Genomic DNA, 22,996 nt, shown 5'->3' with positions numbered 1-22,996 from the left:
TTCCGCGCTGCCTCGGGATCGCCCTTGTAGTTGCTCGCGCAGTGGGCTGTCCTCGAACGGTCCGCCGGAGATTGGCCCGTTCTGACCGCTGTTCGCAGGAGCCCGTAGTCCGTGCCCGTCACGCGCCGCACCCTACCGACCCGGCCGGCCGACCTCATTCCGGCTTCTTCGTCTCGATCACCTTCGGCACCAGCTCGCTGAGGATGGTGCACGCACTGGTGAGATCGGCGATCATCACGTTGTAGATCGTGGGCTTGGCGATTTCGTGCTGCGCGAGAACGCGTTCGAACTCCTCGGCTCGGAGCAGGGCGGCGGCCAAATACCCGTGCACGGTACGCAGGTACTCCGGCACCGGGTACGCGATGCGCTGGCCGCCCAGCGCCTCCAGCATGCGGTCACCCTTCAGCATGTCGGCGGTCATGACGGCGAACAGGTCCCAGGCCTCGTGCGCGTCCGCGCCCATCCGGCCGGCCAGCCACTCGTACGCCTGGTCCCGCCGTCCGATGGCCTCGTGCAGGTCTCGTCGGGTGCGCATCAGATCGAGCCGGATGGACACGGGGATGCCCTCGTCGGGCCTGGCCTGCTTGCCGCCGTCGAGGGTGGCGCGTAGCGTCGCCACGTTCGCCGCTGCCTTGTCCAGGTCGTCGAGGGCGACCCGCAGCAGCGGCGCGTGTCGGTAGAACTGCAGGCGTCGCGCCTGCGAGTCGTAGTACTCCGACAGTCGCCCGACCGCGGCTTCGATGTCGCGATCGAGGACGGACAACGTCCGGAACGCGCCTTCGTCGTGCAGGCGTTCCTCCATCTTCCTCCGGAGCACCCGGTCCACCGCCTCGGTGGGCGTACTGATCATTTCGAGGGCTCGCTGCTCCTGCGTGCGGCTGAAGGCCCGGCCGAAGCAGAAGCCGGCGACTGAGAAGAGCGTTCCGACCAGGAAGTCCTTCTGTGAGTCGTAGATGGTCTGGAGGTTCGAAAACGCGACGACGGCGATGAACACAAGGTCGGCCAGTCCGACCGTCAACCAGATGACCTGAGAGCGTGAGAGCTCGGCGCGGAAAATGCCAGGGGTCGCCATGCCCCACATCTTGTCGGGCCGCGGCCACCAATGTGGACCCTCAACCCGGGTGGGCCCGCGCCAGCGGTCCGCTCCGTCGCGTTCGCGGAGCCAGCGTGCGGAATTTCAGGCGACGAGCGAGGCGTTCAGCGCGGTGGCGAAGCAGGCCCACGCCACGTACGGCAGCTGCAGGCGTCGCGCCTGCGAGTCGTCGTACTCCGACAGCCGGCCGACCGCGGCTTCGATCTTGTCTTCGGTCACTTCCGCCAGGCCGGCGCCATCCGCTCGGACATCTCCCGCCAGAACGTCCGCAGGTCCTCCCGGTTGACCGCCTGCCAGTCCGCCCGCCCTGGCGACCGGAACCAGTGCCCGACGAGGTCGATCTGGTGGGCGCAGAAGGCCTCGTCCATCTGGTACGGCAACTCGTCCCCCTTCGGCGGCAGCGGGCACAACCGGAACGGGCAGTCGTCGATGCAGGTGGAGCCCGGTTGGACGTCGTGGGCCTGGCGGCGGCTCAGGGTGACCCGCATGGCGCTGCGGTCGATGGTGAGGCACGGGGGCAGTTCGGCCCGGCTGGCCCGGCTGAGCCGACGCGCCCGCTCGGAGTTGTCCTGTCCCCGGTCGGCGAGGTTGAGCAGCAGCATCACGTCGGCCAGCAGCCGTTGGGCCCGTGGTTGCAGCACCGCCCAGCCGTGCGACGGCGGCAGCCAGGAGTTCTGGAGCCGGCGGACGGCCGGCTGAGGGCTGACCGCCCCCACCCGCCCGACGATCTCCCGCTCGTCCACCCAGCAGTGCCGCTCCGGATGGCGGTCGATGAGCGCCTCGACGCACAGGTCCGCGACCTCGAGGACGAGTGGGTGGGCCGTACCGCTGCCGGGCTGCGGGGCGCGGTGCCCGCCCCCGGCGATGGAGGTCCAGTAGCGGACCAGCCCGCGCGGGTCCGAGCCGTGACCCCGCTCGCGCAACGTCTCGCCGGGATCCCGGGGCAGGGCCAGCAGGGTGAGCGCCTGGATGAGCACCAGGTGCGAGTACCAGAAGCGGGAGTGCCGCAGCGCCTTCTCGGCTTCCTCGATGAGGGTGCTGCGGTGCGCCGGGTACGCGCGGCAGTTGGCCGCCAGCCGGAACCCCTGCGCGAGCGTGAGTTCGTAGACGCGGGCCCCATCCGAGGCGTCGATGGCCAGGCGGTGCACCCAGCGCCGCAGGGTCTCCCGGGCCACGCCGCGCCAGTCCGGTTCGTCGGGGGCGTGCTCGCCCTCGGTGAAGAGGAACAGCGACGGCGCGATCCAGGTCCGTAGCTCCTCCAGGCGTTCCCGGCCCGTGGTGTCGGCCGCCTCGGGCGGCTCGTCGAGCAGGTCGCGCAGCGCGCGGACGGCGGCGTTGCCGCCGCTGGCGATCTCGCGGGCGGCGCTCAGGCGCGGTAGGTATGAGGACTCGTCAGCCATCATCTGGAACAGCTGCCGGTACTGCGGCTCGGGCTGCTGCCCCCGGGACCCGGTGGCCTCCGGGGGCCGGTCCCTGAGCTGCCGAGCGGCGTCGCCGTACCGGTGCACGAGGGCGATCTTGGCGTCTTCGAGGGGGCGGTCGGTGACCGAGCCGTCCCCCTGGTAGTTGGGCCAGGCGTCGCGGATGGCGTCGGCCAGTTGCCGGTGGACCGGGTGCCCGGTGGCGGCGTCCATCTCCAGCGCGGCCGCGAACATCTCCAGCGCCCGGGTCCGGTTCCGCGTGCCGGTCGCCGCATCGGAGAGCCGGTGTACGAGGATGATCGACCGGTTCCGGGTGACCTCCGCGTCCTGGACGCCTGTGCGGCGTCCCGCGGTCTGTCGGACGGCGTCACGGAGGCGGCGCAGCTTTCCTTGCGGGGAGGGGGGAGTGCGCCGCCCGTCCAGCCGTTCGAACACGCCACCGCTGCGGCTGTAGAGGGTGAGGGCCGAGAGCAGCTCCCGTCCGGGCCCGTGGTTGCGGGTGAAGGCCCGCTGGAGGAAGGCGTCGTCGCGCAGGGCGGCGGTGAGGAAGCGCGAGCCGAGGTACGCCTGGATCACCCCGTGCTGGAAGCGCACCCCGTCCTGCCCCTTCACCACGATGTTGAGCGCGTCCCCGGTGGTCTCGGCGAGCCCGATGTCCTGCGGGTTGTCGGCGCTGAGCTTGTGCAGCCGGGCCCGGAGCTCCGCCAGGATCCACTGGTGGCCGGCGTCCTCGGTGCAGTCGGCGCCGGTGAGTTCGGTGGTGCGCACCGACGGCTGGTTGTCGCGCAACCCGATGCAGGCGAGCGCGGAGAGCACCTCGATCGCGTCGGACCGTTCGGTCGGCGGCAGGCCGTAGTCCTCGTACAGGTCCCCGGCGACGGTGGCGTCGTACCACTCCTCCAGCAGACTCCACCGCAGTGCGGATCTGTCCTGGCCCGCCGGCTCGACGTGGTCGAGGCGGTCGGCCTCGTGGAGCTGGCCGATGACCCGCAGGTAGAACGGTGCGTCGGCGACGTCGGCGTTCTTGACCAGCCCGACGATGCGGTCCGACCGCTGTCCCGCGTCCGAGCGGCGGCTGCGGCGCTGCACGTACTCGAGGGCGGCGCCCTGGGCGAGCGGCTCCAGTTGCAGCAGCAGCGCATCCAGTCCGCGCAGCGGATCGGCGGGGCGCGACGCGACCACCAGGGGGAGGCGCTCGCGGACCGCGCCCCGGACGGCCTCCCGGAGCAGGCTGTCCCGGTCGGCGGGCTGGGCGGTGTCGGCGAGCAGCTCCTCCAGGCCGTCGGCGAGCACCACGATGCGGTTCTCCAGCCAGAGTCGCCGCCACATCTTGTCGGCCTCGCCCGCGGCGTGCAGCTGGGTGTCGATGGTGCGCTCGAACTGTGCCTGGGCGAGCTGGTGGAAATTCAGCTTCTCCGGGTCCGTGACGGAGCGCAGGTCGATCCCGATCGGCACCACGTTGGTCGCCATCAGCATCTCCGCGAGGCGGACCAGCGTGGCCGTCTTGCCGGTGCCGATCCCGCCCACCAGCAGCAACGGACGGCGGCTGCCCTCGTCGCGGAGCCGCTGGATCATCAGTTCGCACAGTTCGTCCCGACCGACGACGTCGATCCGGCTGATGTCTTGTTCCGCGGTGGGTATCACCATCCGGCGATTGCGCAAGGCATTGCGGGCGTACCAGCCGCGGACCCGGAGATACCGCCAGAAGAGGAAGACCGCGAGGCCCAGCGCCAGGACCAGCGGGCCCTTGACGAAGCCCTCGACCTGCCCGCAGTAGTACGACCTCGGCGGCTGTCCCGCGCACCACTGCGACATGCGGAGGAAACCGGGCTCGGTGTTGAGGACCATCAGGACCAGCGCGTAGCTGGTCCACACCACGAGTATCGAGGCGGTGGCGATGATCACCCACCGCAGCCCGCGGTGGTGCCGCCAGTCCATCCGGTGGTCGGATCGGTGGTCCGTCTGCCGGCGGAGGTTCCGCTCGGTCTGGCGTTCGCGTCGGGTACGCCACCTGCGTCGGCGCTGGCGTAGCCACAGCCCGCCCGCCCAGACCGGACCACGTCTCGACCCGCGCATGGACACCCCCATGATCGACATGGTCGGCTACCGGACGGAGGCGGGTCGCTCCCCTTCCACGCCTACGCTAGTGCCCGTTCCCGCAGGCCAGCGCCCGTTCCGGCAATTCTCACGGTGACCGGGGATCCGTCCGCCGGCCGGCGGCGGCGTAGGGTCGCCGTCGTGGTGGCGGCGGGGTGGCGGTACCGGTACGTGGGACCGGAGGAGGTGCGCGCCGGGGACGCGCCCGAGGGGCGGCCGATCTGGTCCCGGGACGACCTGGAGAGCTGGCTCGCCGCCGTCGACCGGCGCGACCGTGACGAGCCCGTCACATACGTGGTCGACGTCCAGGGTGTCCTGCGGCTCGCGCCCCGGCGCAGCGAGCACGTCGCCTGCGCCGGAGGTGGAGAGGTGCTCGGCGCGGGGGAGATCGCCTTCGTCCTCCACCAGGGCCGCTGGGCAGTGACCGAGGTCAGCAACCAGTCCACCGGCTACTGCCCCGATCTCACCTCGTGGCTGGCGGTGGCGGCCGCTCTCGACCCTGCCCGGATCGCCCGCCCGCACGGCTTCACCGCAGCCGTCGTCTTCCGGCGCTGCCTGCGCTGCCAGGAGCGCAACGTGGTCCGCGACGACGATTTCACCTGCGCGGTCTGCGAAGCGCAGCTGCCGGCGGCTTGGAACGTGGCCGACGGATCACCCTGAAGCGGACCAGCGTTCGCCGTCCTCGGTCTTCCCCGCGACCGGGTAGCGCTGGGCCAGGAACCGCCGGTACCAGTGGGCGAATCCCACCCGCTCGCCCGCGTCATCCAGCACCGGTCGGAGCCCGCCGTCGACGCACCGGTCGTCGAACCACATGCTGCCGCGCGTCGGCCCGCTCACCACCAGCAGCGTCGCGAAGCCGCAACCCCGGTCGTCCAGGAAGAGCGCACCCTGGGTTGCCGCCGGATCATCCTCGATCTCGACGCCGCGCCGCCACCAGTCCCGCAGTGCGGCGTCGAACTCCTTCTGCGAGGCGAAGTCCTCCCGGAGCGGCTCGGGCCCCGGGACCAGGACCTGTGCCCGATAGACGAAATGGGGATTAACGTCCTCGCCGCAGCGAGCCTCTACATCGTGATCGTGGGCGGTTGAGCTGGCAAGGGGGACGGGCGTGGCGATGCTCCGGATAGGACACACGCGCGGCTACGCGCCGGGAGCAGTCAATGAGAAGGCTGCTGGCTGATCGCCCAGTCGCAGATCGCCGCGAGCGGTTTCTCGAGCGTGTGCCCGAGGTCGGTCAGCTCGTACTCGACGTGCTGCGGCGCGCTCGCCTTGACCACCCGGCGCCGTACGAGCCCGTCGGCCGCCATCCCGCGCAACGTCTCGGTCAGCACCTTCTGGCTGATACCCGGCAGGCGGCGGCGCAGCTCGGCGTGCCGCTGTGGCCCGGCCAGCAGCGCGTAGATCAGCAGGACCCGCCACTTAGCCGCGAACCGCTCCAGCGCCTGCCGGGTCGAGCAGCTCTCCTCGAGTACGTCGGGAATGACGAGAACCATCGAACCTCCCGGTCGTTCGGCACCGCTGCCTCGGCATGGGCACTCCACAGTGCCTTCTGGTCCGTGCCGGCCCCGCCGCCTACCGTCAGGACCAACCCTAATTCGCCGAGGCTGAGGACCAGAAGATGAGCCTTGCCCGCACCGCCGACCCGGGTGCCGGACCCGACCAGCCGGCTGCCTCCGACACCGAACGCGTCACCTTTGCCAGCGACGGCATCGACCTGGTCGGCGAGCTGCGGCTGCCGCCCGTCGCCGGGCCGGCGCCGGCGGTCGCCCTCACCGGGGCGTTCACCGGCGTCAAGGACCAGGTCGCCGGGGGGTACGCCGAACGGCTCGCCCGGGCCGGCTTCGTCACGCTCGCCTTCGACCATCGCGGCTTCGGCGAGAGCGGCGGTCGCCGGGGACACGAGGACAGCCAGGGCAAGCTCGCCGACCTGCGGGCTGCCGTCGAGGCGCTACGGTCCCGGCCCGAGGTGGATCCGAACCGGATCGGACTGGTCGGCGTCTGTCTCGGCGGCGGCTACGCGGTACGGGCGGCGGCGGAAAACCCCCGGGTGAAGGCGGTCGTCGGCATCGCCGGCGGCTACAACAGCCCGGCCTGGTTCGCCGAGCGGATGGGAATCGACAACTACCGCTCGGCGCTCGCCGGGCTCCTCGACGCGTACGACGAGCTTCTCCCCGCCGTCGCGCCCGGCGGCGCGGAGGCGGCGATGGGCGGTGACGAGCCGTACGCCTACTACGGCACGAGCCGGTCCGCCTCACCGCACTGGGTCAACCAGGTCACCCGGGGCTCACTGCACACGCTGATGACGTTCGACGCGCTCGGCGCGGCCCCGCTGCTCGCCGCGACCCCGCTGCTGGTGGTGCATGGCAAGGTCGACGCCTACTGCGCGCCCGAACTCGCCGCCGAGCTGCACCACCGGGCCGCCGGCGAGAAGGAGATCGTCTGGCTCGACGCCGCCCAGCACATCGACCTCTACGACACCGAACCGTACGTCACCGACGCGGCGAGCGCGGCAGCCGCCTTCCTGCACCGGCATCTCTGACCACGCCAGAGCAGGTCAGCGCACATCGACCTGTACGCGGGGCCAGGAGTTGTTGCCGTAACCCATGGGGTTCCACACGGTGGCGGGGGACTCGGGCTGCGACTCGCCGGCGTCGTCCCACGCCCGGGCGGTGATCTCCCTGCAACCGGACGGGAGGTCCAGGGTGGCGTGCCATTGCTGCCACGCCCACCGGCCGGCCGCGTCGTCGATGGAGGCCTGGATCCAGGTCTGCCCTCCGTCGGGTGAGACATCGACGCGGACGACGGCCCGGCCGTCACCGGTGAAGGCGTAGCCGGCGACGTCGGTGGGGCCGGCGGCCATGCTGGCGCCATCGTCGGGGGAGAGGATCGCGGAGGTCAGGGCCACCGGGCCGAGCGCGAAGCCCTGCCCAGGCCGGGTGGGGTCGGCGTCGGGCGGCAGCAGTCGGTAGTCCGCCGCCTGGAAGTAGTTGTCCGACGGCTGTGCCAGGGCGGTGATGCTCTGCACCCATTTGACGCTGCGGGCGCCGATGTAGCCGGGCACCACGACGCGGACCGGCCCGCCGTGCGCCGCGGGCAGTGGCTGCCCGTTCATCGACCAGGCCAGTAGCACCTCGTCGGAGAGGGCTTTCCGTAACGGGATGGAGCCGCCGAACGGCTGTGGCGGATCCGCGACCTGGGAGACGTCCGGAGCGGTGAAGGCGATGTGCGCCGCGCCGGGGGTGGGTCCGGCCGCGGCGAGCACGTCGGCGAGGCGCACGCCGGTCCATTCGGCCGTCGAGATAGCGGCGGGCCCCCACGGGGTCTGGCCCGGGATGTCCCGTACCGCCATCAGCCCGGCCCGCCGGTTACCCGCGCACGCGAGCGTGGCCACCTCGGTACGGGGCTGAAACCGCTCCTGCAGATCGGCCAGGACCAGGTCCAGCTCCCGGTGGACCAGGCCATCGACACGCAGTCGCCAGGTCGACCGGTCGATCTGCGGTATCGATCCATGGTTGCGGCTGTAGAAGGCGTCGGCCAGGGTCAGCGGCCCGGCCAGCGCGGCCGGCGGTGGCTCGGCGTTGAACGGCTCCGTCTGGTGGACGACCATGTCGTCCCGCTTCCCCCACATGCCCTCGGCTTTCCTCCTGGTGTTCCTTCGGCTGCTGCACATCGTGGCGTGCGAGGTTGCGCTCTGCTGCACGTTCGCCGGGGGCGCGTAGCTCCCCTTCCACGCCTACGCTAGTGCCCGTTCCCGCAGGCCAGCGCCCGGTTTCGGCAATTCTCGCGGCGGTCGACCTCGAGGGAGCAAGCGTGGCTGGCGGCACGGCCAGGGCTTGTTCACCCTGGCCGTGCGCCCCACCGCAGCGGCCGGAATCAGCCTCCGTAGAGCCAGTCGATGTGCTTGTAGTCGTCCGGCGCCCGATCCCAGTCCAGGCCGCCGCCACGGTCTTGGCGGCCTCGGTGGCGACCGTGTACGCGTCCTCGATGGCCTGACGGGCCCCCTGCGCCAGGTACTGCACCATGGGTGGGCGGCGGTCCAGCTCGTCCGGGTTGCCCCAGTCTTCCTCGCCTCGTTCGTAGGCGCCGGACGTTCATCGTCGCCGCGACTTGCGTCCCTCGACCGGCGGCTCGCCGAAGCGGGAGAAATCCGCCACACATTGCGGCGGGGTGTATGGGATTTCTCCCGTGGCCGCACCGGATGAGATGAACGCCGAGAGCAGGTGGTTGCAGGGCCTACCCGCAACCTTCAGCTACTCTCAGGCGCTCGAAGCCGGCCTGTCGAGGCGGCGGCTGTACCGGTTGCGCGATGAAGGCGTCATCGAACCTGTCGGCCGGGGTCTTTATCGACGCCATGACGCAGAGATGGCAGATGTCGATCTTATCGAGGTTCGGAGCGCTTGGCCGCCGGAGGTGAGGGTCAGCGCCGCCGCGGTGACCACACCGGCTGCGACCAGGGCGCCGTGGGACAGACGCGGGTTCCGCAGCCTTGGGATGTAATGGCTGAGCACGTCACCGAGCATGAACATACCGAGCAGCGCGACGAGCTGGCCGATCTCCACACCGATGTTGAAGGCCAGCTCCCGGGGGATCATCCCGTCGGAGGGCAGCCCGATCGCCTGCAGCCGGGTCGACAGGCCCAGGCCGTGCACGAGCCCGAAGGCGAGCACCGCCGCCGCGAACCACGTCCAGTCCTTCGGTCGGCCCCGCAGGCCGACCACTCCGATGAACACCAGGCTCGACGCCACAATCATCTCCACGAGGACTGGGTTGACCTGCCAGTCGGCGACCGTGGCGGTGAACAGGGTGATGCTGTGCCCGAGCGCGAACAGCGAGATCAGCTTGGCCGCGCGCCGCATCTCGCCGGCAAGGAGCAGGATGCCGCCGACGAAGAGCAGGTGATCCCAGCTGGCGAGCATGTGGGTGTTGCCCAGCCAGACGAACCCGCCGACCGTGTCGGTCGGCCCGCCGGCGGAATGTGCCCAAGCGGCTTGCGGCAAGACCAGCATCGTGCTCACCAGGGCGGTCGCGATGACCGCACCTCGTCGCGCCGCAGCCGGCATCCGGGTCCACTCCTCTTTTCCGCAGGCCGCAGACCTGCCATGTCCTCAATCAGTCGCTGCGCAGCCGCGTCTAGTTCCCCTGAAGTCTGTCATATGGCCCGATTTTGCCCGATTCGCCGCCGGACGCGCGGGGCGGCAGATGCACGACCGTGGGTTGTCACGCGGCGCGACGGTGTACGGCCTGCGCTGAGTATGGCTGCGGCGGCAGCAGCCGCAGCGGGACCGTTGGCTGTTCGGTGTCGTCGAGTTGGGCGCGCCATCGGGACGGCTGCGGCTGACCCTGTTGCGGCGGTGGGCCGCCGGGCCGCAGGCCGGGACGGGACAGCAGCACGGTGATCAGGTAGCCACCCAGCAGGAAGCCGTGACTGACCAGCCGAGTCACATCGACCTGAGCGGTGATCAGGTCGTTCACCGAGAGCAGCACCAGGGTCGCGACGAAGACACTGAGCATCGGCAGCAAACCGGCGGGCGGGGTCCGCCGCAGCGCCACGAGCAGGAAGCCTGCCCCGACCGCGACGTTCCACGCCGCGGACTCGTGCCACAGGTGCTGCCCGGAGTGCAGGTGATCGGTGACCGTTCCCATGCCGACCTGAGCAAGTCCCAGCACAAGTTGCACGGCGCCGAGCAGGCCCAGCCCACCACGCAGCCCGGCCGCCAGCCGACGACGCCACGCCACCGTGGGCCGCCATCGCGACCGGCGGACCTGCGGCGGTGCGGCCGCGAGGATCGCATCGGTCAGATCGGGCAGCGACGTCACGACCTGCGTGCGGGCCCGCCGGGTCACCGCGGCCGCCGCATCCAACCACCGTCGGCAACTCTCACACGAGTCCAGATGCTCTTCGACCCCGGCCCGCTCGGCCGGCGTCTCCTCACCGTCAAGCTGGGCCGACAGGATCTCCCGCCACTGCTCACACCGCATATACCAATAGTCGCTTACCGCCCCTACCTGGTTCCCGACGCGGCCGGATGCGTCGGACACTTGTACCCGCCGCCCTCAGCCGGCGCGGCCCGCCCGCCGGTCGCGCTGACCCCCAACCGCGGCGACCAGGTCCTCGCGGGCCCGGGCGACCCGGGAACGGATCGTCCCGACCGGGCACCCACACACCTGCGCCGCCTCCGCGTACGACAGCCCGAGAATCTGCGTGGCGATGAACGCCTCCCGCCGCTCCGGCGACAGCCCCAGCAGCAACCGGCCCAACACGACCTCGTCCTCGAACCGGCCACCACCGGCCGGCGGCTCCCAGTCCTGAAGCGGAGTCGTTCGGGGACGCGTCGCCGCCGAGCGCAGGTGGTCAGCGGCCACCCGCCGGGCGATGCTGAACAACCACGTCCGCGCCGACGACCGACCCGCGAACCGCGGCAGACTGCGCAGCGCGCGCAGGTAGGTCTCCTGCACCAGATCATCGGTGTCCGGCGAACCGAGCAGATGGTGCAGGAACCGCCAGGTCTGGTGCTGGGTCGCCCGCACGAACGCCGCCAGCGCCTGCTGGTCCCCGCGGCCCGCAGCCAGTGCCCACGCCGTGACCTGCTCGTCCTCGCCTGCCGCCATCACAACCTCCGGTCCGGTCGCCTGCCCGCGCGGTACCCGATGCGGTCCGCCGCCCGCCACGATCTTCCACTACGACAGAACGTAGTGGATTGATGTTGACCATTGTCACAGTAGTACCCGCAGAGCGGCCCGTCTGTACCTTGATCGATTCGTCTGCGGTGAGTGTGAGGACCAGTTCACCGCCCGCCCGACGGGGCGTAGCCGTACTACCTCCTTGACCGACGTCGCCACCGGACGGACGCGACGATGGCGGCCACCACGACGGCGACCGCGATGAGCGAAATCCAGAGCGCCTTGCCGCCGGTTGTGTTGGCGGTTGGGCGGTGGGTCGCGTTCGGCGCGGCCGAGCTGGGGGCGGGAGCTGCGCTCGTGGCGGTCGGCGACGCGCTGGTCGGTACCGCGGCGGCTGGTTTGACTTTGAGGACCGGGGCGGGGTTGTCGGGCTCGGGCTTACCAGCTTCAGGGATTTCGATCCACCGGGCCACCGTTCCGTCGCTGTAGGTTTCCAAGGTCTTGAACGGCGGCTCGGTGGCGTTGGACGGCAACTGCGCGATCGTGACGGCCCACACGGCGTCCTGGCCGACCTTCAGCGCGGGCCCGGCCACGGTGAACCCGTCGGGATTGCGGGACAGCTTCCAGTCGGTCGGCGCCTTGGCCAGTCGGACGTCTTCGGGCCCGATCCCGGGTGGGAGGACCACTCGTTCTGACTTGATGCCGGCGCGGGGGGACTCGGCCTCGCCGGTGAACGTGATGGTCACATCACGGGCCCCAGCCTGGGGCTTGTCGGCCTGGACCTGGACGTGGGCGAAGGCGGGTGCGGCGAGCACGAGGGCGGTGGCGACGCCAGCCACGGCGGCCAGGGCGACACGAACGCGCCTAGCTGGCCCTGCGATACGCACGCGCACCTCCTCTCTACGACAGGCGACCCTGGGCCGCAGCCGGTGAACCAGACGCCAAGCAGCTATCGGTAAGTCGCTTCCCCTGAGGCGATTGGTTCCGGCCGTCCAGCCGAATTTACCCCGACTGCTACCAAATCTTTCGTTTGGTGAGAAAAGGGGCCCCTGGTGCCCGGGAAGGGTCCAGCAAGCCGAGGCGCCCCCGATGCACCTCCAGCTACCAAGATGCGGGCCAGTGCTCCGCCCTTCAGGGCGGGGGTGAAGGCCCGCGCGGGAGGGGCCGCCAGGCCCCGAGCGTGCCATTGACCGTGGTAAAATCTCGGCGGGCTCCAGCGATAACCAAGCTGGAGCCCGCCGCATCAGACGTCGCCGCAGGGCATGCGGAGACGGAAAACGCCTGTGGAGCGGACGTAAGACCGGAGCATGCTCCGGCTGATCGCGGTGAAGCAGGAACCCACCCGGGCGTTGCGCGTTCCGCGCGCAGCGCGGAGGGAATCCCCGCCATTCATGGCGGTGGAGGAAGTCAATGCGTCACGGTTGGCAGCGACGGGACTCCGTGGGACAGAGCCGAGCGGCCCCTGACCTGCATTTCTGCTGGTCAGGGGCCGTTCTCGCACCTGCTGGCGGGTAGTAGAGGATTCGAACCTCTGTAGCTTTCGCGACGGATCTACAGCACGTCCCCGTAGCGGACCCTCTTTGCTTGCGGCGGGCTGCCTCGCCGATAGGTCGGACAGCGTGGTCAGCCGGCCCGGCTGGCCTTGCGGTAGGCGAGCAGACCGGCGGCCAGCCCGGCGAGGCCCAGGACGAGACCGCCAACGCCGAATCCGATAGCTGTCCCATTGGCGGATTCGCCGTCGCTGCTGTCAGCGGTGTTGGCTACGGCAACGGGGGCCGCGGCGGGCGTGGCGGCACCCTTTTTCGCCAGCTTCAGCACCGGAGCCGGGTGCTCCGGCTCAGCGCCGTTGCTCGGCTCATCGATCCAGCGCACCACGTCACCGTCGGAGTAGGTCTGCAGGGCCTTGAACACGACCTGATCGGCCTCCGGCAGCGGGCCGAGGGAGACGTCGAACTCCTGGAACTGGCCCGGCTTGATCGCCGCGTTGGCGTCCGCGGTCCACGTGATCTTCGTAATCGCCTCGGTGATCTCCCCGTCGTCGGTCTTGATCGGCGTGGCGAGCTTGGACGTCTCGGTCTGTGCGGTCCATCCGGCCAGCGGCTTCAGCGACACGGACGCGATCGGCGTGCTGGTGGGAAGGTTCACCTCGACCTTGGTGGTGTTGGCGTTGTCCTTCTCGTTCGGCACGCGGAAGGTGACCTTGGTGTAGCCGCCCTGCGTCGCCTCCTTCGGGTTGACGGTGACGTGCGCGAAAGCGGGGCCGGCAAACGCGAGGATGGCAGTGACGGCCCCGGCGGCGGCAGCCCCGGCTCGCAGGACGTGGGTACGAAGCATCGGTGGGTGGGTCCTTTCCCTTTCAGCGCCCGACTTGCGGGTTTCGCGGTGGTCCGTGCGGACGTAAGAGATAGTCGCTGCGTGCCCGCCAAAAGTTCCGCGCCCGCCCTGGAACAGTCGGCGGGGTAGCAGCAGCCAGAGATCGACTCGTAATGCGCGGCTCCCACGCATTCGTTGTGCCTGATCTGCGCCCCGGGTCCCCTCCCGCTGCCCGACGGTGGTGCGGGGGAGGGACGCACATGAGCGGCGCTCGCGGTCTGGACGGATGGGGCTGGAGGGGTTGAGCCCGGCCTGGCGGTGGGAGACGTCGCCGGGTGGGCCGGTGCTACGCCGGCCTGTCGCCCTGATGCTGGCCGCGCCGGTCGACTCGGTGCCCGAGGGTCCGAACCTGGTCTAGAGTTTGTTGGCCATCGATGCCTGGCGGTGGGCAGCCGCCGATCAGGTCGGCCAGCCGCTCGCCACGGCAAGGATTTCGTCGGGTAGTTCGCCGCACTCGGCGCGGTCAGCCGTCGTCTGGGCCATGACCGCCGATCTTGACCGATCCCGGGCATCCTGGCCAGGTGATGACCGGAGCCCCGGTCTGGACCAGTCGTCCTCGATTCCCTGTGATCGGGCTCTTCCCCTTCGCAAGCGCGGGTCCGGGTAGGGGAACGGGCGGCCGCTTACCAGCGTGGCTTGGTCTCCAAGGAAATCCGCTACAGATGGCCGCAATGTGTGTAGAGTTTCCCTGTGGGGTCAGCGGACAGGTCGGAGACTGAGAGCGCGCCGTTGGGCATTCTCCCAGCCACCTTCAGCTACTCCCAAGCCCTTGAAGCGGGCCTCTCTGAATGGCAGCTCTATCAGCTGCGCGATCAAGGGATCATCGAACCTGTCGGCCGGGGGCTCTACCGGCGCCACGACGCCGACGGGGCGGATATTGATCTCATCGAGGTCGCCCACCGCGCCCCGTCAGCCACCCTGTGCCTGACCACCGCACTGGCTCGGCACGGCCTCACCGACGAGATCCCCTCCCGTATCGACGCCGCGCTGCCTCGTGGGCGGCATCGACCGGCCACTACCGCCCCGGTCGCCTGGCACTGGTTCGACCCGGCCACGTTCGAGATCGGCCGCACGGAGCTGCAACTCGACCCGGACACCTCAATCGGGCTCTACAGCGCCGAACGCAGCATCATCGACGCGGTTCGTCTGCGGCATCGAGAGGGGCCGGATCTGGCGTACGCGGCGCTACGGCGCTGGCTGCGACGGGGCAACGCCTCACCGGCGAAACTGCTGAGGATGGCTCGGCAGTTTCCCCGAGCCGAGCGCCCGCTCCGAGAGGCATTGGAGATCCTGCTGTGACCGCACGTCCGACGCGGGCCACCGTCGCTGGCCGCGCCTACCTCGACCTCCAGAACCTCGCCCGCCGCGCCGGTCGACCCACGGACGAGCTGCACCAGTTCTATGCCCTGGAGGGCTTCCTTGCCCGTCTGGCCCAGTCCTCGTACGCCGACAAGCTCGTGCTCAAGGGCGGAGTGCTGCTGGCCGCCTACGCTGCCCGCCGGCCCACCCGCGACGTAGACCTTCAGGGTCGATGGATCTCGAATGAAACGGAGCAGGTGGTCGGCATCGTTCGCGGCGTCGCGTCCCTGCACCTCGATGACGGCCTGGTCTTCGATGCGGCGGGCGCGAGCGCGGAGACGATCCGGGACGACGACGTGTACGCCGGAGTGCGCGTCAGCCTTACCGGCAGTCTCTCCGTCGCGCGGCTGACCTTCCATGTCGACGTCAACGTCGGCGACCCGATCTGGCCCGATCCGCAGCCGATCAAGCTGCCGCGCCTGCTCGACGGGGAGATCGAGGTGGCCGGCTATCCGCTCCCCATGGTGTACGCGGAAAAGTTGGTGACCGCGTTGCAGCGGGGCGAGGCGAACACCCGCTGGCGCGACTTCGCCGACGTTTACCTGCTGTCCAGTCGGCACGATGTCGACGGCGGCGAGCTGGCGGCGGCGGTGCAGCGGGTGGCAGAATATCGCGAGGTCACGCTTGCGCCGCTCAGTCAGGCGCTCGACGGCTATGCGGAGCGGGCGCAGTCACGGTGGGTGGCCTGGCGGCGTAAGCACCGCCTCGACGATCGTCTCCCTCTGGACTTCGGCGCGGTGCTGCAGCAGGTGTTCACGCTCGCCGACCCTGCCTTGGCCGGGATCTCCCACGGGCGGACCTGGAACGCGACGGCCCAGGGCTGGACTGCTATGTGACCAACGCGGGGTGGCCGTCCAGCCATCGGCGGTGAGCCTGGGCGACCCCGAGATGGTGCGGACCTGGTCCCCGGCAGGCGGCGAACTACCCGGTCGGGCAGGCCGCCGCTGACGCCCGCCGGATCGCCCGGGCCAGCAGGATCCCGGTCACCCGCCGCTGGTCAGGGTCGAACAGGGCGGTGGCGCCGACCGAGCCCTCGGCGGCCGGCCGGACCGGCGCGGTCAGGCGATCGCCAACTCCACGCAGTACGGCCTCGCCGCGTACGTGTACACCTCAGACATGCGGCGTTGCATCCGGGTCGTTGAGGCGCTGGAGTTCGGCATGGTCGGCCTCAATCAAGGCATTGTGTCCAACCCCGCAGCCCCGTTCGGCGGAATGAAGCAGTCCGGGGTCGGACGAGAGGGTGGCCGCGAGGGCATCGAGGAGTACCTGGAGACGAAGTACGTCGCCGCGAAGGTGTAGCGGTCGGACGGGCTGCGGCCCGTGGCGAGCAGATTCGAGCGGGCGCTGTTCGTCGGCGACCCTGGACGGCCGGCTGCCGGCCCGTCAGGGCACCTGCCACCAGACCGGCGGCAGGTGCCCTGACGGTTTTACCGGTTCAGGTCAGGCGCCGCCGCCACCGGGCTGGACGACTCCGTTGACCTTCAAGGTGTAGGGCGCGTACTGGTTGACCTGCTCGGTCGGCTCGTCGTAGGCGACCACGGCGACGACCTTCTCGAACGGGCTGAGCGCGGCCAGCTGCCCGCGGCTGAGCGTCAGGCCGGGCTTGCCGTCGAACTCGATCTGCCGCGCCACCGAGTGCCGCTCGTCGATGCCGATCAGTCGCAGGTTCCAGTTCTTGACACTGATCGGCTTGATCTCGGTCGGCGAATCGAACGGCGCGAGACTGCTGCCGTCGCTGATCGTCGTGCCGCCGACGGTGATGTCGTCGATCAGCCACCCGCCCTCGTTGACGCCACCGTCGCTGACGTAGCGGAAGCCGAGCAGGACGCTCTTTCCGGCGTACGCGGAAAGGTCGTACGAGTGCGGCTCGAACCCGGTGGTCGTGCCGTTGATCGCCGGGCCGAGCGGCCCGTCAACGGTTTTGTCGCCCGGGATGGCGGTGTAGGTCGCGCCGCCGTCGGTGGAGACGGTGACGTAGCCGTAGTCGAAGCCGGCCTCCGCGCCGTACTTGGCGAGGAAGCGCAGCGTCGGGTCGGCGGTCGGCACCGTGACCGACGTGACCGCCCCAGCGTCCGTGTTGCTGGCGTTTCCGGACCAGAGGACGGGGTTACCGGAACGGTCCGGATCGTTCGACACGATGGTCCACGCCAGCGGGAGCGGCGGCAGGGTCTTGGCGCCCTGGAACGACAACGACCGCAGGTCGCGGCCGCGCAGGAGCTGCCCGTCGGCCTTCTGCAGCGGTACGTAGTCAGCACCGTTCGGTGCCGCGCCCGGGGTGGCGTTGGCGGTCGGGTTGGCCAGGTTGACCGTGGAGCGCAGGCTCGGCGTGGTCACTCGGCTCTTCGGCACGCCGAGCATGATCCCGTGGCGCGAGTCACCGACGATCTTGTCGACCAGCGTCATCGTCTGGTAGTCGTGGATGACCTGGTACATGTTCCGGGCGCCCTCCGCCTTCAGCGCCGCGTTCAGGCTGGCCAGACCCTGCAGGTCGCCGTCGTTGTGCAGGCGGGAGATGATGTCCGTGCCGTACCGGTCGTACAGGAACAGCATGAACGAGTACGCGTTGCCGTAGTCGGCGAGCACCGCGTTCGGGTTGGGGCTCTCGCCCCACAGATTGAGCGAGTTCTCCGGGCCGCCGCAGTCCCGTGGGTTGGTGTTGAACGGCGTCTGCACCGTGCCGAAGCCCTGGTAGCAGAAGAGGTGGCTGTCGGCTCCCCGGTCGAAGACGGTAGCCGTCCCATCGACGTAGCCGACGAGCGTCTGGGCGAAGTCGGACAGGCCCTCGTTGACCCAGGTCGTCTCGAACGGGTCGGTGTAGTACTGCGCCAGGTGCTGCCACTCGTGGGCGAAGGTTCCCTCGTAGAGGAACGGGCGGCCCGGGCGGCTGGTGCACAGGTCGTTGGTGGGCTCGTTCGGCGGGTTGGCCTGGGTGCGGTGTAGCCAGTCGTACGCGTCGATGGTCATGACGTTGCGGTCGAACAGCTCGTTGAACTGGGCCGAGAAGAAGCCGGCGATGTAGGTCGGCCTGGCCGGGAAGTCGTAGAAGTTGTCGTCCCGGACGTTGTCGACGAGGGTGACCGTCTTGTTGCCGCCGCCGGTGTAGACGCCGCCGTTGCCGTTGGCGTCCGGGCCGAGCAGGGCGTTGGTGCCGTCGCGGTCCGGTGGTGTGCTGAACGCCGCCGTCTCCTTCGGATACATGTTGTTGTCGAACTCGTTGACGAGGTTCGCGACCTGCGCGTCGGTGATCTGAGTCGACGACGGGATCTGGGCTCGGCAGTCGCCGGCCGGGAACGCGAGGTCGTTGGCGACCCACACCTCGATGTTGTTGCCCACGCCCCGAAGCGTGTAGTTCTTGCGGTAGAGCCGGCCCTGGAAGTCGTCGAGCCCGAGCCACTGCCGGACTGTGCCAACGGGCGGAGTCGCCGCTGCTGCCATGGTTTGCGAACGCGCCTGCGCGCGCGGCTGGTAACGAGCAGGCGTCTCGATCTTGCGGCCGTCCAGCGTGAAGTCCTTGCGGGTGAGCTCTCGGACGTCGCTGGGCCGATCCTTCTTCGCGGCGGCCGGTTGGGCGGCGGCGGCCGCCGCGGCTGACGCGGGCAGGACGCCCAGGAGTGGTAAGACGAGTGCGATGGCTGCTGCCCCGGCGATGCGGCTGCGTGCCATTGGCCCCCCTCGGGTCTTGTGAATCCGGTTAACGATCTTCGTCGAAAGTAACCGGGCTGACATTCACGTTCGTACGCCCATTAGTTGCCGGTGGCAATCGTCTTACCGCACGACTTGACATTGGCGGCGGCGGCTACACCGAAAGGCCTCGCCCCGCTGACCGAAAAGCACCGACAGATCCGCCCGACCGGACATGGCCACGCCGCCGAGCGCCAGTGTCAGTCCGACCGGACGGCGATGCGGTCGGCAAGGGGCGAGGACCAAGACTGCGGACGTGAGGTGACCGGAAGATGGTCGTGCCCTGGCGGTAGGGTCCCGGCGATGCCCCGTCGGGAGGTGTGGTCATGCTTGCTGGGCTGGAGGTGCCGCCCGCGGTCGAAGCGGAGCGGGTGATCACGGCCGTGCTGGCCGACCTGCGCTCCGGCGCGCACCGGGGCGTCGTGGTCGACTCGCCGCCCGGCGCCGGCAAGTCGACCCTGGTGGTCCGCGCCGCCGTCGACCTGGCCGCCGCCGGCGAGCCGCTGGTCATCATCGCGCAGACCAACGAGCAGGTCGACGACCTCATTGACCGGCTCGCCCGCAAGGCCCCGGAGCTGCGGATCGGCCGGCTCTCCGCCGCCGACTACCGGCCCTCCGACCGGGTCAAGGACCACGACATGGTCCGGGTCGCCGCGAAGGTCGCAGACCTGGGCGGTCCGGCGGTCATCATCGGTACGGCCGCGAAGTGGGCCACGGTCGCCGAGGGCTGCTGGCCGTGGGCGATCGTCGACGAGGCGTACCAGATGCGGTCGGACGCCCTGCTGCGCGTGGCCGGCAGGTTCGAGCGGGCGCTGTTCGTGGGTGATCCGGGGCAGCTCGACCCGTTCTCCACGGTCGAGACCGCGCGGTGGACGGGCCTGACCTGGGATCCGATGCAGTCGGCGGTGGCGGTGCTGCTGCGGCACAACCCGGAGCTGCCCGTACACCGGTTGCCGGTGTCGTGGCGGCTGCCCGCCACGGCGGCGCCGGTGGTGGCGGCGGCGTTCTACCCGTTCACCGGCTTCCGGTCCGGCACGGAGTGGGCCGACCGGGCGCTGTCGTTCACCGAGGCCGGGCCGGGGGACGGGTACGACGCGGCGGTGGACGTCGCGGCCGCGTCGGGGTGGGCGCTGTACGAGCTGCCGGCCCGGCACACGCTGCGTACCGATGCCGAGGCCGCGGCGGCCTGCGCGGAGCTGGCGCTGCGGGTGCTGCGGCGCGGCGCGGTCGCGGTCTCCGAGCAGGCGCCCGACGGCGTGCCGGTCACGGCGGACCGGATCGCCGTCGGGGCTGCCCACCGGGACCAGGTGGCGGCGATCCGATCGCAACTCGGCGCGGCCGGCGCGGGCATCACGGTCGACACCGCCAACCGGCTCCAGGGCCGGGAGTACGACGTGACGATCGTGCTGCACCCGCTGTCGGGGCGGCGGGACGCGACCGCCTTCCACCTGGAGTCGGGGCGGCTCTGCGTGCTCGCCTCGCGGCACCGGCACGCCTGCGTCGTCGTGGCGCGGGCGGGGATCGCCGAGCTGCTCGACTCGTACCCGTCGACCGAGCGGGTGCACCTGGACGTGCCGGTCAAGTTCCCGGACGGCTGGGCAGCCAACCAGACGATGCTCGGCCACCTCGCCGCGCACACCGTCACCTGACTACGGCAGAAGCGTCAGCGGTGTCCGGTGGCTCCTGTACGTTCTCGTGGGTCTTGTCGCCCGGCGTGCTCCTGGCCAGGCAGCGCGTTCGGTCAGGTCGTGCGGCGGCTGGTGGATCGGCGTGGGTCGTCGTGGCGCCAGCCCGACGAGCGGTCGATCGCCGCGTGGCGCGAGCATGCCGCCCACGCGGCCACCCGCGCGCACGGTCGGCAGCACTGGCACGAGGAAATCGCCGTGCACGTGGCCCGGGTGGAGCGTGCGTACGAGTTCACGTGTCCGGCCTCCGCCGGAGGGCCGCCTTTCCTGATCGAAGCGCCGACGTCGCGAGACCGGGGGCCCGGGCAGGTCCTGTCGGTCCTGGCCGGGCCCCGGTTGTCAGTGGTGCGTGCTGCGGGTGTTCAGCACGATGGCGGTGGTGATCAGCCCCGCACCGATGAGCCCGGTCGAGCCGAGGCGGTCGCCGAGGAACAGCGTTGCCAGGAGCGTGGCGACGAGCGGTTCCAGTAGTGCGATCAGCGCTGCCGTACTGGCCGGGGTGGTACGCAGGCCCCGGAAGTACAGGGCGTACGCCACCGCGGTGGGTGCGGTGCCCAGCAGGAGCAGCAACCCCACGGACGCTGGGGTCGGGACGAAGTCCATGCCGGATGTCACTGTGGCCGCGGGGGCGAGCACGGCCGCGCCGATCGCGAAGCTCACGCCGGTGGCGGTGAGGTCGTGGAGACCGGCGACGGGCCGGGTGCCTATGAAGGTCATAGTGGCGAAGCCGGCTGCCGACAGCAGCGCGAATCCGGCGCCGGCGAGCACGCTCGTGGCGGTGAGGCCGCCGGGCGGCGTGCCGACGAGCAGGGCCAGACCGCTGACGGCCAGCGCCACCGTGGCGAGCATCCGCGGGCTGACCCGCCGCCGTCCGGTGGTCCATTCGGCGGACAGGACCAAGGCGGGTGAGGTGCCGATCGTGAGTAGGGTGGCGAGGCTGACGGTGGTCAGTGACACCGCGGCGAAAAAGCAGGCCTGGAAAACGGCGGCGAGCAGCCCGTTCACGGCCATCCGGGCCCAGGCGCGACGGCCGCGTGGCAGCGGCTGCCGGGTCAAACAGAGCGAGGCGATGACGAGCGTGCCGCCGGCGGCGAGCCGGTAGGCGGCCACAGCCAGCGGTGACAGCCCCGTTTCTTGGGCGAGGAGGCTGCCGGTGGGGCCACCGGTGCCCCACAGCACGCCTGCGAGGACAAGCGACCACAGGCCGGTGGCGGAGCGTCGGGCGGCGGCCACCGGGTGTTCGGAGACAAGCATGAAGAATTCGCTCCTGCGACGAGAGGAATTGGGGTCGCGGAAGCGGGGCGTACCGGACTCAGCGATGCATGGACCGCGCGTCCAGCCGGCACAGGCTGGACACGATGAGCAGAGTCGCCCCGCTCAGGAGCGCGGCGGGGTGATGATGTCGAAGGTCCGGCCCATGATCCGATCCTAATCACGGCCAGTGGACGACACGAACCTATTCTCACGAGCGCCGAGCCGACGCATTCTCATGTTCATCTCGCAAGCGACATTCGCCGCGACGCGATCTTGAGACAGCGTCATCGAGGTTGAGAACCTACAGGTCTTGTAGGTTCTCACACCCGATGTGATCATGGCGCTTTCCGCGGCGGGTTGTTGAGCGGCGTGGACGGGACGGAAGTCCGCCGATGCCGCGGTGTGCGGGGCCGAACGGCGCCCGAAGTCGGTTCGCGACGAGCTGCTGGTGCGCTGCCGGACGGAGCGGATCGAGCCGCCGGTGGCCGGGCGGATCGACCGGATCGTGCGCTCCGCGCTGCACCGGGTCGAGCAAGCGCTGACCGTCCGGGTCGTGGACCGGTTGCCCGTCGATGTCGACAGCCGGCTGCGGGCTCTGGTCGCGGCAGAGGTGCCGGGCGACGACGCCGGGGATTCCGTGTATCGCGGACTTATCCAAAATCGCATACGCCACCGCAACGGCCCTCCGTTTCTAATGGGGGCATGAACCACAGCGCATCCCTGTCAGCACCGCCTCGCCGCACGCGCAGGATCGTGCTTGTCAGCCTGGCGATCCTGGTCGTGGCGAGAGTCGCGTTCGCCGTGCGGCGGCCGCTCATGATGTCCGCTCCGAGGTGCATGGCCGGGCGGTGGCACGGCTGCTTCGATACGTTCAACGGTGTGCTGCTCATGATGCTGGTTGCGCTGCCGTTGGCCGCTCTGGTGGTGTGGGCTTTGGCGCGCCGTCGGCGTGCCGCCGGCGTCACATCGGCGTGGCGGATGTCGCTGGCCGAGGTGGGCATGGTCCACGGGGCGGTGCCGTTCGTATGGATGACCATGATGCCGGGCCTTGGGGCCGGCATCGTCCCCGGTCGGGTGAGTCTGGTCCCGCTGCGGGACCTGGTCACGATGGGGCCGGTCGGGATCGTCGGCAACCTGCTGATCTTCGCGGCGCTGGGGTTCTTCGCTCCGATGCGGTTCGCGGCGCTGGCGTCCGTGCCGCGGATCCTGGCGCTCGGGGCAGGCTGCTCGGTCCTGGTCGAAACCGCACAGTACGTCCTGCGGCTGGACCGGGTGTCCTCCGTCGATGACGTACTGGTCAACGCCGCCGGCGCCGTGCTGGCCGGGCTGGCGTCGCGCCACTGGTGGCGCACTGCGGCGGAGGTGCCGTCGGACCAGCCTCGTCCCGCGCTGGCATCGGCGGACTGAGTCGCGTG

The 22,996-nt window shown here is 70.4% G+C and carries 22 protein-coding genes and 1 pseudogene; 10 read left to right on the top strand and 13 right to left on the bottom strand.

Features of this window, described 5'->3' with window-relative positions:
• Positions 1 to 154 precede the first annotated feature (154 nt).
• The 3 genes from OG799_RS22830 to OG799_RS22820 form a co-directional block, all read right to left on the bottom strand.
• On the bottom strand, positions 155 to 1,072 hold the full coding sequence (locus OG799_RS22830) for a hypothetical protein (protein ID WP_406037332.1): 918 nt from the start codon (positions 1,070 to 1,072) through the stop codon (positions 155 to 157).
• 105 nt (positions 1,073 to 1,177) lie between these two features.
• Complete coding sequence (locus OG799_RS22825) at positions 1,178 to 1,312, bottom strand: hypothetical protein (protein ID WP_406037330.1); 135 nt, start codon at positions 1,310 to 1,312, stop codon at positions 1,178 to 1,180.
• Positions 1,309 to 4,602 carry an NACHT domain-containing protein gene (locus OG799_RS22820; RefSeq protein WP_406037328.1) on the bottom strand — a complete coding sequence of 1,098 codons (3,294 nt, stop codon included), beginning with the start codon at positions 4,600 to 4,602 and terminating at the stop codon, positions 1,309 to 1,311. Before OG799_RS22820 ends, OG799_RS22825 begins: the two co-directional genes overlap by 4 nt.
• Before the next feature lie 102 nt (positions 4,603 to 4,704).
• On the opposite strand from OG799_RS22820, the gene OG799_RS22815 reads away from it, so the two are divergent.
• Positions 4,705 to 5,271 (top strand): hypothetical protein, encoded by a 567-nt coding sequence (locus tag OG799_RS22815; RefSeq protein ID WP_406037327.1) that lies wholly within the window; start codon positions 4,705 to 4,707, stop codon positions 5,269 to 5,271.
• On the opposite strand, the gene OG799_RS22810 is transcribed toward OG799_RS22815, so the two are convergent.
• Both OG799_RS22810 and OG799_RS22805 read right to left on the bottom strand, forming a co-directional pair.
• Entirely contained in the window at positions 5,263 to 5,742 is a 480-nt protein-coding gene (locus OG799_RS22810; protein WP_406037325.1) for a hypothetical protein, read from the bottom strand. The genes OG799_RS22815 and OG799_RS22810 overlap by 9 nt on opposite strands.
• 23 nt (positions 5,743 to 5,765) lie before the next feature.
• On the bottom strand, positions 5,766 to 6,101 hold the full coding sequence (locus OG799_RS22805; RefSeq protein ID WP_406037323.1) for a winged helix-turn-helix transcriptional regulator: 336 nt from the start codon (positions 6,099 to 6,101) through the stop codon (positions 5,766 to 5,768).
• Positions 6,102 to 6,226: 125 nt separating this feature from the next.
• On the opposite strand from OG799_RS22805, the gene OG799_RS22800 reads away from it, so the two are divergent.
• Positions 6,227 to 7,147, top strand: a complete 921-nt coding sequence (locus tag OG799_RS22800) for an alpha/beta hydrolase (RefSeq protein ID WP_406037321.1) — start codon at positions 6,227 to 6,229, stop codon at positions 7,145 to 7,147.
• A 15-nt stretch (positions 7,148 to 7,162) separates the two neighbouring features.
• Here OG799_RS22800 and OG799_RS22795 read toward each other — a convergent pair whose 3' ends face one another.
• Entirely contained in the window at positions 7,163 to 8,236 is a 1,074-nt protein-coding gene (locus OG799_RS22795) for a sulfite oxidase (protein ID WP_406037319.1), read from the bottom strand.
• Between the two features lie 575 nt (positions 8,237 to 8,811).
• Here OG799_RS22795 and OG799_RS22790 point away from each other — a divergent pair.
• Positions 8,812 to 8,907 (top strand): annotated as a pseudogene (locus OG799_RS22790) (hypothetical protein); the annotation flags it as partial.
• 41 nt (positions 8,908 to 8,948) lie between these two features.
• Here OG799_RS22790 and OG799_RS22785 read toward each other — a convergent pair.
• From OG799_RS22785 to OG799_RS22765, 5 genes are all read right to left on the bottom strand, one after another.
• Positions 8,949 to 9,605 carry a HupE/UreJ family protein gene (locus tag OG799_RS22785; RefSeq protein ID WP_406037317.1) on the bottom strand — a complete coding sequence of 219 codons (657 nt, stop codon included), beginning with the start codon at positions 9,603 to 9,605 and terminating at the stop codon, positions 8,949 to 8,951.
• A gap of 220 nt (positions 9,606 to 9,825) precedes the next feature.
• Positions 9,826 to 10,587, bottom strand: a complete 762-nt coding sequence (locus OG799_RS22780) for a zf-HC2 domain-containing protein (protein ID WP_406037315.1) — start codon at positions 10,585 to 10,587, stop codon at positions 9,826 to 9,828.
• Positions 10,588 to 10,662: 75 nt separating this feature from the next.
• Positions 10,663 to 11,217, bottom strand: coding sequence for a sigma-70 family RNA polymerase sigma factor (locus OG799_RS22775; RefSeq protein ID WP_406037313.1), 555 nt, complete (start codon positions 11,215 to 11,217; stop codon positions 10,663 to 10,665).
• Positions 11,218 to 11,423: 206 nt separating this feature from the next.
• Positions 11,424 to 12,068, bottom strand: coding sequence for a DUF1775 domain-containing protein (locus OG799_RS22770; RefSeq protein ID WP_406037311.1), 645 nt, complete (start codon positions 12,066 to 12,068; stop codon positions 11,424 to 11,426).
• A 784-nt stretch (positions 12,069 to 12,852) separates the two neighbouring features.
• Positions 12,853 to 13,563, bottom strand: coding sequence for a YcnI family protein (locus OG799_RS22765; RefSeq protein ID WP_406037309.1), 711 nt, complete (start codon positions 13,561 to 13,563; stop codon positions 12,853 to 12,855).
• Between the two features lie 265 nt (positions 13,564 to 13,828).
• On the opposite strand from OG799_RS22765, the gene OG799_RS22760 reads away from it, so the two are divergent.
• The 4 genes from OG799_RS22760 (at position 13,829) to OG799_RS22745 (ending at position 16,260) form a co-directional block, all read left to right on the top strand.
• On the top strand, positions 13,829 to 13,960 hold the full coding sequence (locus OG799_RS22760) for a hypothetical protein (RefSeq protein WP_406037307.1): 132 nt from the start codon (positions 13,829 to 13,831) through the stop codon (positions 13,958 to 13,960).
• 332 nt (positions 13,961 to 14,292) lie between these two features.
• Positions 14,293 to 14,901 carry a type IV toxin-antitoxin system AbiEi family antitoxin domain-containing protein gene (locus OG799_RS22755; protein WP_406037305.1) on the top strand — a complete coding sequence of 203 codons (609 nt, stop codon included), beginning with the start codon at positions 14,293 to 14,295 and terminating at the stop codon, positions 14,899 to 14,901.
• Positions 14,898 to 15,797, top strand: coding sequence for a nucleotidyl transferase AbiEii/AbiGii toxin family protein (locus OG799_RS22750; protein WP_406037303.1), 900 nt, complete (start codon positions 14,898 to 14,900; stop codon positions 15,795 to 15,797). The genes OG799_RS22755 and OG799_RS22750 overlap by 4 nt, the downstream gene beginning before the upstream one ends.
• A gap of 157 nt (positions 15,798 to 15,954) precedes the next feature.
• Positions 15,955 to 16,260 carry an aldehyde dehydrogenase family protein gene (locus OG799_RS22745; protein WP_406046375.1) on the top strand — a complete coding sequence of 102 codons (306 nt, stop codon included), beginning with the start codon at positions 15,955 to 15,957 and terminating at the stop codon, positions 16,258 to 16,260.
• A gap of 141 nt (positions 16,261 to 16,401) precedes the next feature.
• On the opposite strand, the gene OG799_RS22740 is transcribed toward OG799_RS22745, so the two are convergent.
• On the bottom strand, positions 16,402 to 18,624 hold the full coding sequence (locus OG799_RS22740) for a choice-of-anchor J domain-containing protein (protein WP_406037301.1): 2,223 nt from the start codon (positions 18,622 to 18,624) through the stop codon (positions 16,402 to 16,404).
• A 344-nt stretch (positions 18,625 to 18,968) separates the two neighbouring features.
• On the opposite strand from OG799_RS22740, the gene OG799_RS22735 reads away from it, so the two are divergent.
• Positions 18,969 to 20,291 carry an AAA domain-containing protein gene (locus OG799_RS22735; protein ID WP_406037299.1) on the top strand — a complete coding sequence of 441 codons (1,323 nt, stop codon included), beginning with the start codon at positions 18,969 to 18,971 and terminating at the stop codon, positions 20,289 to 20,291.
• 375 nt (positions 20,292 to 20,666) lie between these two features.
• Here OG799_RS22735 and OG799_RS22730 read toward each other — a convergent pair whose 3' ends face one another.
• Positions 20,667 to 21,581, bottom strand: coding sequence for a DMT family transporter (locus tag OG799_RS22730; protein ID WP_406037297.1), 915 nt, complete (start codon positions 21,579 to 21,581; stop codon positions 20,667 to 20,669).
• A gap of 400 nt (positions 21,582 to 21,981) precedes the next feature.
• Here OG799_RS22730 and OG799_RS22725 point away from each other — a divergent pair, with 400 nt between their 5' ends.
• A complete protein-coding gene (locus OG799_RS22725; RefSeq protein ID WP_406037295.1) occupies positions 21,982 to 22,287 on the top strand; it encodes a hypothetical protein in 306 nt (101 codons plus the stop codon).
• On the top strand, positions 22,284 to 22,988 hold the full coding sequence (locus OG799_RS22720; protein WP_406037293.1) for a VanZ family protein: 705 nt from the start codon (positions 22,284 to 22,286) through the stop codon (positions 22,986 to 22,988). The genes OG799_RS22725 and OG799_RS22720 overlap by 4 nt, the downstream gene beginning before the upstream one ends.
• Positions 22,989 to 22,996: the final 8 nt, after the last annotated feature.

Origin of the sequence: Micromonospora sp. NBC_00898 (genome assembly GCF_045207895.1) — a bacterium.
In the GTDB taxonomy this organism is placed as follows: Bacteria; Actinomycetota; Actinomycetes; order Mycobacteriales; family Micromonosporaceae; genus Micromonospora.
Note: the sequence above shows the minus strand (reverse complement) of the source record. Positions and strands in the feature narration are given on the sequence as shown.